General features: G+C 74.3%; 10 protein-coding genes. 6 read left to right on the top strand and 4 right to left on the bottom strand.

What is annotated here, in order from left to right; all coding sequences use genetic code 11:
- Nucleotides 1-497: 497 nt before the first annotated feature.
- The 3 genes from ACFVS9_RS02215 to ACFVS9_RS02225 are packed head-to-tail and all read left to right on the top strand — an operon-like array spanning nucleotide 498 to nucleotide 4,166.
- Nucleotides 498-2,828, top strand: coding sequence for a Tox-REase-5 domain-containing protein (locus ACFVS9_RS02215; RefSeq protein ID WP_389929538.1), 2,331 nt, complete (start codon nucleotides 498-500; stop codon nucleotides 2,826-2,828).
- A 43-nt stretch (nucleotides 2,829-2,871) separates the two neighbouring features.
- On the top strand, nucleotides 2,872-3,639 hold the full coding sequence (locus tag ACFVS9_RS02220) for a hypothetical protein (RefSeq protein WP_389929540.1): 768 nt from the start codon (nucleotides 2,872-2,874) through the stop codon (nucleotides 3,637-3,639).
- Nucleotides 3,633-4,166, top strand: a complete 534-nt coding sequence (locus tag ACFVS9_RS02225; protein ID WP_383116779.1) for a hypothetical protein — start codon at nucleotides 3,633-3,635, stop codon at nucleotides 4,164-4,166. The genes ACFVS9_RS02220 and ACFVS9_RS02225 overlap by 7 nt, the downstream gene beginning before the upstream one ends.
- A 24-nt stretch (nucleotides 4,167-4,190) precedes the next feature.
- On the opposite strand, the gene ACFVS9_RS02230 is transcribed toward ACFVS9_RS02225, so the two are convergent.
- The 3 genes from ACFVS9_RS02230 to ACFVS9_RS02240 form a co-directional block, all read right to left on the bottom strand.
- Entirely contained in the window at nucleotides 4,191-4,772 is a 582-nt protein-coding gene (locus tag ACFVS9_RS02230; protein WP_383116780.1) for a hypothetical protein, read from the bottom strand.
- A gap of 37 nt (nucleotides 4,773-4,809) precedes the next feature.
- Nucleotides 4,810-6,798, bottom strand: coding sequence for a hypothetical protein (locus ACFVS9_RS02235; RefSeq protein WP_389929542.1), 1,989 nt, complete (start codon nucleotides 6,796-6,798; stop codon nucleotides 4,810-4,812).
- A gap of 208 nt (nucleotides 6,799-7,006) precedes the next feature.
- Nucleotides 7,007-8,308: a benzoate/H(+) symporter BenE family transporter gene (locus ACFVS9_RS02240; protein WP_383116782.1), complete on the bottom strand. Its 1,302-nt coding sequence runs from the start codon at nucleotides 8,306-8,308 to the stop codon at nucleotides 7,007-7,009.
- 240 nt (nucleotides 8,309-8,548) lie between these two features.
- Between ACFVS9_RS02240 and ACFVS9_RS02245 the strand changes: the two genes are divergently transcribed.
- A complete protein-coding gene (locus ACFVS9_RS02245; RefSeq protein ID WP_389929544.1) occupies nucleotides 8,549-9,736 on the top strand; it encodes a hypothetical protein in 1,188 nt (395 codons plus the stop codon).
- A gap of 149 nt (nucleotides 9,737-9,885) precedes the next feature.
- Here ACFVS9_RS02245 and ACFVS9_RS02250 read toward each other — a convergent pair whose 3' ends face one another.
- On the bottom strand, nucleotides 9,886-10,275 hold the full coding sequence (locus ACFVS9_RS02250; RefSeq protein WP_383116784.1) for a DUF192 domain-containing protein: 390 nt from the start codon (nucleotides 10,273-10,275) through the stop codon (nucleotides 9,886-9,888).
- Between the two features lie 105 nt (nucleotides 10,276-10,380).
- Here ACFVS9_RS02250 and ACFVS9_RS02255 point away from each other — a divergent pair, with 105 nt between their 5' ends.
- Both ACFVS9_RS02255 and ACFVS9_RS02260 read left to right on the top strand, forming a co-directional pair.
- Entirely contained in the window at nucleotides 10,381-11,172 is a 792-nt protein-coding gene (locus ACFVS9_RS02255; protein ID WP_389929546.1) for a prepilin peptidase, read from the top strand.
- 87 nt (nucleotides 11,173-11,259) lie between these two features.
- Nucleotides 11,260-12,072 carry a methyltransferase domain-containing protein gene (locus ACFVS9_RS02260; RefSeq protein ID WP_383116786.1) on the top strand — a complete coding sequence of 271 codons (813 nt, stop codon included), beginning with the start codon at nucleotides 11,260-11,262 and terminating at the stop codon, nucleotides 12,070-12,072.

Raw genomic sequence — 12,072 nt, forward strand, 5'->3', positions numbered from 1 at the left:
CCGCTGGCGCGGCAGCGCCGTGGGCCCAGCCACGTGCCCGAAACGCGGCGCGGGGGCGGGCGGGGGGGGGCGGCCCCCCCGGGGGGGGGGGCCGGGGTGCGGCCCGGCCCCCCCCGCACGGCCGTGAGAGCTGCCGCGAAGGCCTGACCCGCACGTCGGGTCCCTGCCCGCCACGGCAGAACCGGAGCGCGGGTAGGCACTCCCGGCCCGGGGCGGGGGCGACACGGATACGCCGGTCCTGGGCACGGACGGGGGATGCGCCGGTCCTGGGCACGGACGGACGAAGGATGCGCCGGTCCTGGGCACGGGCGCCACGGACATGCCGGTCCTGGGGAGGGCGCGGCCCCGGCTGAGGTCGCCGGACCTGTGGGGGCGAGCCGGACCGCGCAGCAGTCCGTGGGCCCTTCTTTGGGTCTCTGGGCCCACGCGCCCAGGGGGCCCGCGGCCTTACCGTCGGAGCGCAACCAGCGGCATTCCGAGGCGAGTTGAGGTCGGTCATGTCCACCGTGGGGGGTACTTCCGCTTTCGGCGGCGCCTGGCAGCCGCCCGCTGCCGGGCGCCATGAGATGCCGCAGCTGCTGAGCGTGGCGCGCATCCTCGTCCACGTGCTGTTCGCCGTCACGGTGTTCGGCGGGGCGGGCCTGCTGCTCGCGGCGTCCACCGCCGACGCGCTGGACGCCACGATGCTCGCGCTCGTCGCGTACGGGGCGGCGCCCGGAGTCACCGGCTGGGTGCTGGCGCGCAGGGTCCGTACGGGCGGGGTGTGGGTCCTGCGCGGACTGCTCGCCGTGCAGGTGTGGTTCCTGCTCGGCGGGATATCCAGCCTCCGGGACGGCTCGTTGCGGGGCCTCACACAGATGTTCCTGCCGCTGCTGATCCTCGTCTTCCTCAGCCGGGCGTCCAGCAGGGCGTGGTTCCGGCTGGACGCGTCCGAGCGGGAGGGGGACGGGAACCGGTCGTTCTCCCTCGCCCGGATGATCACCTGGCGGCGCGACCGCGGCCAGTCGGCCATCGAGTACGTCGGCCTGGTCCTGATCGTCGCCGCGATCATCCTGGCGCTGCTCCTCAGCGGTGTCGGCGGACGCATGTCCAACGGCTTCCAGTCGGCGGTCTGCTCCGTCACGGGGACCGGGTGCCCCGCCACGGGTGACGGCAGCGGAACGGTCGAGGCGGGCGGAGACCCCGGGGCGGAGGGTCCCGGCCGCACCGGGGGAACGGGCGGCACCGAAGGCCCGGACGGAAGCGAAGGCCAGGACGGAAGCGACGGTACGGGCGATCCGGGCGGGCCTGGTGGCCCCGGTGGCCCCGGTGGCCCCGGCGGTACGGATGGCCCCGGCGGAACCGACAGCCCCGAAAGCCCCGAAAGCCCCGGATGGGATCCCACCGAGTCCGTACCGGCGGACTGGGAGGAGTCCGACGAGGAGAGGAACGACGCCGCCGAGGACGAGCCCGGCTGGGAGGACGACGAGAAGGCGGGCGGCGGGGGCGACGACGGCGAAGACTGCTTCTCGGGCTTCGGGGCCTTCTTCTCCTGCGCCGGTGACAAGGTCAAGCAGGTCGGTGAGGGCGTGGTCGTCGACGGCCTCTGGGGCGACGTCACCGGGATCTGGGACACGGTCACCGACCTCCCCGGCACCTGGGACGGCCTCAAGGACTACGGCCGTTCACTCGGTGACGCCTGGTCCGAGGGCACCAAGGACGCCGGTGACAAGTGGCGCAGGGGCGACTACTGGGACGCCCTGACCGACTGGGGCGGCTCCTCCGTCGACACCGGACTCACCGTGCTCGACGACATGTTCGTCGGCGACGACGTCAAGGACCAGTGGAACAACGGTCAGAAGACCCGGGCCGGCTCCAACGTCGTCTGGAACATCGGCTCCCTCTTCATCCCCGGCTACGGAGAGGCGAAGGTCGCCGAGAAGCTCGGCAAACTGGGCAAGTTCGGCAAGCTGGGCAAGCTCGGTGAGGCCGCCCAGAAGGCGGGCAAGGCGGCGGAGCGGGCACGCAAGGCCGCCGGCAAGGGCGACGTCGACGGGGCGAGGAAGGCGGCCGAGGAGGCCCAGCGGCACGCCGACGACGCCGCCGGGAAGCTGGCGGAGAAGGGATGCCTGATCGGCGCCGGGCCGCTCGGCCCCCGGCCGGCCGGCGGTGGCGGGCCGCGTCAGCCCTCGTACGCCGGTGGAGTGAACGCGGCGGGCCCCACCGCTGTGGTGTACCGCGTGCAGGGGACACCCGTCACGCTCACCGCGGGGAAGAAGTGCGACGGCGTCTCGAAGGACGAGATCGACGCGGCGGAGCAGGCGCAGAAGGACGCGGACGCGGCCAGGGCGGCGGCGAAGGAGGCCAGCCGCAAGAGCGTCGCCACATGGGAGAAGCCCTCCTGGCAGGGGGACCTGAAGAACCCGCGCAAGGGCTCCAAGGACCTGGGGGACGGCACCTGGAAGGCGAAGAAGTCCGTTGCCTACTGGCCGGGCATGGAGCGCTGGATGCGCTACCAGGAGCAGGTCTCCGGGGTGAAGCGCGGCAAGGAGTACGCCGTCAAGGATCCGCGCACCGGACGTGACGTCGACTTCGACGGGTGGGACTCGGCGTCGCAGACGTACAAGGAGGCCAAGTTCGGGTACGGCAAGAAGGTACGCCCCGACGGGACCCTCGAACCCGCCCAGGCGGCGAAGTTCGTGGAGCAGGCACAACGGCAGGTGCGTGCGGCCGGGGGCAAGCCCGTCGAATGGAACTTCTCCAACCAGAAGGTCGCCGACGCGGCGCAGAAAGCCTTCGACGACGCCGATGTGGATGTGATCGTGAAGCACACTGCGGTGGAGAAGTAGCGTCAGCCGAACGAAGCGGAACGACAGGGGCGGAGAGTCACGGATGTCCGGCGAACTGGTAGTGAAGGTGTCCTGGGGGCCCCGGCCCGAGTCGCCCGCGGAACTGGCGGAACGCTGGCTGGCGACGCTCGGCGCACTGACGGCACTGTCGTCCGGTGCGCCCGCCGCGCCGTCTGCCGGGACGGCCGCCCCGGAGCCCGCCGGTGCGCCCGTCAGCTGGCGCTGGGACCGCGAGGGTGAGGCCGGCGGGCCCGTCCCCTCCGGCGTGCGGGAGTTCGCCGACGTGGTCGAGGCCGGAGGCCCCGAGGAGGACGCCGACATCGTCGGCTGGTCCGCCGCCGTCACCGGCACCTGGCCGGACGGCGGATACGCGTACCTGCGCGCCAAGGGCGGCGGCAGCGACGAGCACACCCCGTTCACGGCGACGCTCCAGCTCTTCCCGGCCCCGGGCGCGGCGGCCGGTTCGCCCGCGCCGCTCGCCGACCGCCTCCCCGAGGCGCTCGTCGTCCTCGCCGAGAGCTGGGACGCCGACACCGGGCTGACGTACGACCGGGAGCTGTTCAGCACCGTCAAGGCGGCCTTCGGCCTGCGCAACAGCCGGCCGCGCTGCGGCTGGGCGACCTACCTCTCCGTGAACCGTGCCGCCCTCGTGCCCGACGCCCTCCCCGGCCGGCGCCACGCCACGAAGGGCGGCGGCCTCGTGCTGGAGGCGGGGCACTCCACGGAAGCGGTCATGACCGCGCAGCGGGCGCTGGCCGACGCCGGGGCGCTGGAACGCGTGCCCGTGTCGGAGGCCAGGCCCGCGTGGTGAGCGACGCGCTCGCGTTCCAGGCGCGGGTCCGCGACGACGTCGCGGCGATCGAGGCGCTGCGCTCCGGCCCGCTCACCCCGCCGTGGCCGGGCTGCGCGGACCCCGCCCGGTCGGCGTCCGGCGACGGCTTCGCCGTGGTCGCCCTGAGGGTCGGGCGGGACCTCCACCACGCCGGCGGGCCCGCCGGCGCCGAAGCCCGTACGGATACGGGCCCCGGCGACGACAGCCGGAGCACCGAGGCCGCGTACGACGCCTTCGAGACCGAGCGCTGGGGCGTGGTGCTCGCCCTGGACGAGCGCTGGGGCCCCCACGGCACGCTCGCCACCTACGGACACGCCGAACGGCATGCCGCGGGCGAGGAGGTGCCGCCGCTCCTCGGGGCGCTCTTCGACCTCGGGTACTTCGACGACGAACTACAGGTCTGGGAGACGGGCGGACGGCGCGTCGCGGTGGGCACCGGGCAGGCCGACCGTGAGGAACCGGTCGTGCTCTACGCCGCGGTGGCCCTGTCACCACAGCGGTGGTGACCGTCAGCGACGCTTGTAGCGGGCCTACTTGACCGTGACCGACCCGACGAACGCGTCGAGGTCCGCGGGAGCCAGCGCGCCCTTCACCGCGTTGATCCGGACGGCGAACGGCACGTCCTTCGAGTCGACACCGGCCACCACGACGCCCGTCATCCGCGTCCCCTTCGCCGGGGTCGCCCCTTCGCCCGTCGAGGTGAACTCGTAGTCGATCCTGCGCGCTTCCCGGGCGCTCTCCTCGCCCGCGAGGCGCACGTCCCGGGTGTCCGTGCGGGTCGCTCCGAGACCGATCCCGGCGCCGGCCGCCGCGGCGGCCTGACCGGCGTCCCGCACCCCCGTGGCGAAGTCGAGCTGCACCGAGACCATGCCGGTGCGCACCCCCTCCTCCTCCTTGAGCGCGACCGCCGCGTTGGCCCGGTCGCGCTCGGCGGCGGGCTGGGGGGCGTACCCCTGGTGCTCGGGGTAGCCGACCGACACGCTCTTCGTGTCGAGCGTGCCCCAGCCGTCCGGGACCGCCCCGGTGCCGGACCCGCCGCAGCCGGTGAGCAGGGCCAGGCCGAGGACGGCGGAAGCCGCCGTGGCGAGCGCCTGGAACTTCGTCGATGTCATCCGCTTCCTCCGTGGAGCGCCTCTTCGCGGTGCCTGTTCACTGTGCGCAGTAGCTGTACGGGAGATACGAGCGGCTGTCACCCTGCGGAGCCCCGAGGAACCGCGCGTCGGTCAGCGTCTCCTCCTTGTGGGAGTCGGAGAGGGAGAAACCGAGGCTCATCCCGAGCGAGATCTCGAAGCCGAAGCTCTGGGCGTCCGTCTCGCCGTCGTACCGCATCGTGCTGGACAGGCCGTCCTGGAACATCAGCTGCTCGAAGGGGTCGCTGCCCGTGGGCCGCTGCTCCAGGGAATGATCGCCGAACAGGTAGGCGAACGGGGCGGTGTCGTCGCCCGATCCGTCCAGCCACCGCTCGGCGACCGCGCGCCCGGCCTCCGTGGCCCGGTCGGTCTCCTTGCCGAAGACGATCGAGTTCGTCCGGATCTCGATGCCGGTGCCTCCGGAGGAGTCGGCGGCGTTGCCCTTGCCCCCGCGCTTGTCCTGGTCCTTCTCGCCGTTGTCGCCGCCGACCTCGACCTTGCCGGAGACCGGACCCGACTCGACCGTCCGCGTCATGTTGATCTGGACGATCTTCCCCGTCCTCTGGTCGCGGGTGACGGTGATGGCCCCGGTGCGGTTGTGCTTCCCGCTCACACCGCCGCTCACCGGTCCCGCGCTGCCGCCCAGCTTCCCCTCGAACTCGAGCCTGGCGGTGTACGTGTACGACTCGTTGCCGCTCACGTCGTCCTTGGTGACGGTGACCTCGGGCGAGAACGTGGCCTTGCCGCCCAGCTTGGCGCCGAGCCCCGCGTCGTCACCGGCCTTGACCGAAAGGCCGCCGTCCGCGTACGCGTTGAGACCGATCGTCGAGTAGGAGATCTTCCTGTCGCCGATCTTCTTCTCGATGTCCTCCTTCTTGTCGGCCCACTTCATGCCGGAGTACCAGCCGCCGCCGTAGCCGCCGCTGTGCTTCATCGAGGTCTCCCACATCTTCATCTCCTCGATGTCGTCCCGCATCTTCCTGGCCTCCTCCTCGCTCCGGAAGACCCAGGTGTCACCGTTGGTGATCTTGATGCCGCCGCCGATGTCCACCTCGGCCCTGCCCAGGCTGCCGAGCTTGACGCCGGGGGTCCCGGCGGTCGCGCCGGCCGAGGCCGCGTCGGTGAACGTCATGTAGACGAGCCTGTCGTCCTCGTCGACCTCACCGTCCCCGTTCACATCGGTGCGGGCCCGGGCGACCTTCTGCTGGAAGCCGTACTCCTCGCCCCATTCGAACCAGCCGATCCTGACCTTCCCGCCCGCGGTGTCCGAGACGCTGGAGACCTGACACGTCGTCGGCTCGTAGTCCGCGTCGGTCTTCGGCTGCGCGGTCCCCTCCCCACCCGTGGTGCAGCCGCCGCCGTCCCCGGTGACGGCGATGACGGCGCACCGGAAGCGGTCGCCGATCCGGCCTCCGACCCCGGTCAGGGTGAGGGCGCCGACCAGGGCGGCGGCCAGGACGACGACACCGACGTACTCGGTGGCCGTGGCTCCGCCGTCGCGCCAGTCGTAGGCACCCCGGTAGGCCGGCGAGTCCGCCGGGTCCGCGCCCCGCTCCTCCAGCAGCCGGTCCAGGCCGAGCCCCACGGCCGCGCCCGTGACCATCGCGACCACGGGCATCAACAGCCCCTCGGCGTCCACCACGTCCCAGGTGATCGCGTAGCCGAGGACGAGCCCGGCCACCGGGACCCCGAGGGTGCCGAGGACGTACAGGACGCGCGAGTCGCGCTGCCGCTCGGGAAGGGCGCGGGCCGCCGCCAGGACCGTCAGTACGGTCACGAGGACGGCGGGCAGGTGCAGCAGCGCCAGTCGCCAGCCGAACAGTTCGAGCCGGTCGTCCGTGGCGAGCGTCCCGACGAGCGCACGCGCCGCCAGGAAACCGGCGACGACGTAGACGAGGGCTCCGGCCGCCCAGCCGCGGCTCAGGGGGAAGAACCAGCCGCCCGGCCTACCGGTGCCCGGCGGTATGTGGCCCGGGACCCCGCCTCCCCAGTCGCTGCCACCGCTCACGGTTCACCCTCTCGCCGGCACCTGTCCTCTGGCCTCTCGGGGGTGAATGTACGGCCGGGAACCGCGCGTGACCTGGGCCCCAGGCCCCAAAGAAGGGCCCAACCCGGGCCCCCGGGAGCCGCTGTGGGCCCACGGCCCGGACCGGCCGGCGGGCCGCCCGGGGTGCCCCTGACGCACGGAACCGGGAACGGCCGGGGACGGGACGCGGTCACCGACGTGGCGCGGACTCCGTACCGTCGGCGGGCGCGGTGGCGGAGGGACCTGCCGTGCGGCGCGGGCGCGCGTTGAGGACGACATGCGTCGCGACGCCGAACACCAGGCCCCAGAAGGCCGAGCCGATGCCGAACAGGGTGACCCCGGAAGCCGTGGCCAGAAACGTCACGAGGGCGGCCTCCCTGTCCTTCTCCTCCCGTACCGCGCCCGTCAGTCCACCGGACAGCGCGCCGAGGAGGGCCACCCCGGCGATGGCGGCGACCAGTTCCTTCGGCAGGCCCGCGAAGAACGCCACGAGGGTCGAGCCGAACGCGCCGACCACCAGGTACACGGCCCCGCAGGCGACCCCGGCGACGTAACGGCGCCGGGGGTCGCGGTGCGCTTCGGGCCCGGTGCAGATCGCGGCGGTGATGGCGGCCAGGTTCACCGCGTGGGAGCCGAAGGGGGCGAGCACCGCCGAGACCAGGCCCGTGGAGCCGACCAGGAGACGGTCGTCGGGGCGGTACCCGGACGCCGAGAGCACGCCGACCCCGGGGGCGTTCTGCGAGGCCAGCGTCGCCAGGGTCAGCGGGACCGCGATCCCGACGAGCGCCGCCACGGAGAAGGCGGGCGCGGTGAACACCGGCTGCACCAGGCCCACATGGTCCAGCCGGACGTGCAGCTTCGCGCTCGCGGCGCTGCACACCACCCCGGCGGCCAGCGCCAGGAGCACGGCGTACCGGGGGAGCCACCGCCTGCCCAGCAGGTAGGCCAGCAGCACGGAACCGGCGATGACGGGCGTGTGCTCCAGCGAGGTGAACACGTCCGCGCCGAACGAGAAGAGGATGCCCGCGAGCATGGCGGAGACCACCGCGCCGGGCACGAGCCGCATCAGCCGCCCGAAGACCCCGGTCACCCCGATCAGCGCGATCACGACACCGGACACCACGAAGGCGCCGATCACCTCGCCGTACGCGTACGAACCGATGCTGGTGACCAGGAGCGCGGCACCGGGGGTGGACCACGCGGTGATGACCGGCATGCGGGTACGCAGACTGAGGGCGATGCAGGTCAGCCCGCTGCCGATCGAGATGGCCCAGATCCACGACCCGGTCTGCCCCGCGTCCAGCCGACCGGCGCGGGCGGCGGAGAGCACGATGACCAGCGGGCCGGAGTAGGAGACGACCACCGCGACGACGCCCGCGAGCACCGCGGAGAGCGAGAGGTCGCGCACCAGCCGTGGCCGGGGCGCCCGCGCCCCGGAGGGCGGCTGTTCCGTACGCCCCTCCGCCGTAGGTACCGATGATCCGGCCGTCATCCTCCGCCGCCCTTCCTCCGCACGGTCCGGGCCCCGCCGCGCGAGCGGCGCCCGCCGTACGGGTCGTACGGACGTCCGAAACCCTCGCACGGTGTGCCGGGCACGCTCCGGCGGGTCCGCAACGCGAGACGGCCGGGCCCGTGCCCGTGGCCCTCGTGCCGCCCCGCCGGTCCTGGGCGCGGACGGCCCGGAGAGGCCCGGCCCGGAGGCCGCCCCGGCGGCGGGCCCATAATCAGCCGCATGCCCGATCAGCAGACGCGCCCCCGCCCGGTGGCGCCCGAAACCCGCAGCACCCGGCACCGCGCCACGGCCCTGCTCACCGCCGCCGCCCCCGCTCTGGGCGCCTACGCGGCGGTCAGAGCCGTCGGACTCCTCGTCCTCCAGGTGTGGGCGTCGGCGGCCGGGAAGGACGCCGCGCACCTGCTGGGCGGCCGCTGGGACTCCGTCTGGTACCAGCGGATCGCCGCACACGGCTACGGCTACACCGTCACCCTCCCCGACGGCTCCGTCCACCCCGACCTGGCCTTCTTCCCGCTCCTGCCCGCCCTGGAGCGCGGCTTCGCCGCGGTCACCCCGCTCACCCTGCGGGACGCCGGGACGGCCATCGCCTGGCTGGCCGGGCTCGTCGCGGCCTGGGGCATCCACTCCGTGGGCGCCCGGCTGTACGGGCGGCGGGCCGGAGTGCTGCTGGCCGCGCTGTGGGGCGCGTACCCCACGGCGTTCGTGCAGTCGATGGCGTACACCGAGACCCTGTTCACCGCGCTCGCCGCCTGGTCGCTGTACGCCGTGCTCCGGGACCGCTGGATCCTCGCGGGCGCGCTCTGCGTCCTCGCCGGTCTGACCAGGCCGTCGGCCGCCGCCCTCATCGCCGCGCTCGCGCTCACCGCGGCCGCCGTCCTCGTACGGGAGTGGCGCGCGGGCGCCAGGGCGGATCTGGTGCGCCGCAACGCGCGGATGCTGCTGGGCGTCTGCCTCGCACCGCTGGGGTGGCTGGGGTACGTGGTGTTCGTCGCCGTGCGCGAGGGCGCCCCGTTCGCGTACTTCGACGTCCAGGCGCAGTGGGGCAACAGCATCGACGGGGGCCGGGCGCTGGCCGCCTTCATCGCCGGACTGCCCCTGCCGGCCGCACTCGGGCTCTGTGCCGCGCTGGGGCTGCTGGGGTGGCTGGTGTTCCTGTGCGTGAGGCAGCGGCAGCCGCTGCCCGTGCTCGTGTACGGCATCGCGGTCGTCGTCGTCTCGCTCATCGGCTCCGGCTACTTCGGCTCCCGGCCGCGCCTGATGATGCCCGCCTTCCCGCTGCTCCTGCCCCCGGCCGTCGCACTGGCACGGCTGCGCTCGGTGCTCGGCGCGGGCACGGTCGTCGCCGCGCTGGCGCTCGGGTCCGCCGCCTACGGGGCGTGGACGCTGCTGGGACCCGGACCGCCGTGACGTGGGCCCACGGGCCCACGGGCCGGGACGCGGCCCGTCCGCCTGAGCACTGATCCGGTGCGGCGGGCGACGGCACGCACCGCCGCCGGGGACACGGGCGCGCCCGCCGGCCGGCCTCCGCGGAGCGGCCCGAGGGCCCGGCCGCCCCGTCACCGCACGGGCGGCGAAACCTCCGTGACCGGCACGGAGACCCGCACCCGCGTCCCGGGGCGCAGCCCCCACCCGTCCATCGCCCCGGCCTCCGACTCCACCACGTGGCGGGCCCGGAGCCTGGGCAGACCGAGCCGTCCGGGCCTCATCGTGCGGACCGCCAGGACGTTGAACCGCCGGTCCAGGTAGGCCACATCGATGGGGAACCGCATCCGGAAGGTGTGCACGCTCCCGCACGGGGTGATCAGCAGCGCGCCCTCGACACCGTCCGCACCGAGCAGCCCCCGCGCCCGCGCCCGGTAGGAGGCGGCGATGCGCAGCGGCACCTCCCGCACCTCGGAGTCCGCCCCGACCGTCAGAGTCCCGCTGCCGTTACGCCATTTCCCCATGGCAAGCGACCGTAGCCCTCCCGGCGCCCCCATGGGTCCGGAACGGCCCGCAGTGGGCCCCCGGGCCCAAGACCCGGCCGTACGGGGCGGATTAGGGTCGCCTTCGTGGACGCCACACTGATTGCGGCCGCCGCGCTCTGGGGCGCCGCCGCCGGACTGCTGATCCCGCGCGCCGCGTACCGCTTCTCCGTCGAGCCCGGGGAGCCGTGGCGCGGCGGCTGCCCGGCCGGGCACGCGCTCACGGGGCCCGCCCGGGGCTGGATCGGCCCGGTCAGGTGCGCGGCGTGCGCCGTGGCCGTCCGCTCGCCCGGCGCAGGCGCGGCCCAGGAGGGTCCGGCGCCGGCCGGGCGGCACCGCTACGCCCCCGCCGTCGTCTCCCCGGCGGCCACCGTGCTGGCCTGCGTGGCCCTGGCCGCCGCCACCGGCACCCGCCCCGAGGCCGTCGTCTGGGTGCTGCTGGCCCCGGTCGCCGTGCTCCTCGCGGTCATCGACCGCCGCGTCCACCGGCTCCCCGACGCGCTGACGCTGCCCCTCGCCGGTGCGGCCGTGGCGCTCCTGGGGGGTGCGGCCCTGCTGCCGGAGCACGCGGGGTCCTGGACCTCCGCCCTGCTCGGCGGGGCGGCGCTCGGCGGCTTCTACTTCCTGCTCTTCCTGATCAACCCGAACGGCATGGGCTTCGGCGACGTGAAGCTCGCCCTCGCGCTGGGCGTGGCGCTCGGCTGGTACGGGTGGGCGGTGCTCTTCGCCGGCGGCTTCGCCGGCTTCCTGCTCGGCGCCCTGTACGGCGTCGGGCTGATACTGCTGCGGCGCGCCGGGCGCAGGACGGGCATCCCGTTCGGACCGTTCATGATCGCGGGAGCCCTGACCGGCCTGCTGTTCGGCGCTCTCGCCGCATGAACCCCACCGGACGCCCCGCCGCGCGCCTGCCCGGACGTACGGATTATCCGGTCGCGCGGGGCCGTGGCGGGCTGACACGCTGCCCGTATGACCGATCCGTCCGTACCCCTCACCTCCTCCGACGCCCGCTTCGAGGCCCTGGTGGCCCGGGCCGGTGCCGTCTCCGTCGACGGCTGGGACTTCTCGTGGCTGGACGGGCGGGCCACCGAGCAGCGCCCCTCGTGGGGGTACGCGCGCGCCATGGCGGACCGGCTGGCGCGGGCCGGGGCCGCACTCGACATCCAGACCGGGGGAGGGGAGGTGCTGGCCTCCGCGCCCGTGCTGCCGCCGCTCACCGTGGCCACGGAGTCCTGGCCGCCGAACGCCGCCCGCGCCGCCGCCCTGCTCCGCCCGCGCGGAGCCTTCGTCGTCGCGGACTCCGACGAGCCGCCGCTGCCCTTCGCGGACCGGTCCTTCGACCTGGTCGTCAGCCGTCATCCGGTCACGACGTGGTGGGACGAGATCGCCCGGGTGCTGGCCCCCGGAGGCACGTACTTCTCCCAGCAGGTCGGCCCGGAGAGCGTCTTCGAGCTCGTCGAGCACTTCCTGGGTCCGCTGACCCGCGAACAGCGCGGTGCCCGCGACCCGGGGCGTGCGCGGCAGGACGCGGAGGCCGCCGGGCTGGAGGTGACGGACCTGCGCGCCGAACGGCTGCGCGTCGAGTTCCTCGACATCGGCGCCGTCGTCTACTTCCTGCGCAAGGTCATCTGGATGGTGCCGGGATTCACCGTCGACGGATACCTGCCCCAACTGCGCTCCCTCCACCGGAGGATCGAGCGGGACGGGCCGTTCGTCGCACACAGCGCCCGCTTCCTGGTCGAGGCGCGGAAACCGGACGGGATGCCAACGGGCCCACGCTGA

It is taken from the genome of Streptomyces sp. NPDC058008 (assembly GCF_042886395.1).
In the GTDB taxonomy this organism is placed as follows: Bacteria; Actinomycetota; Actinomycetes; order Streptomycetales; family Streptomycetaceae; genus Streptomyces.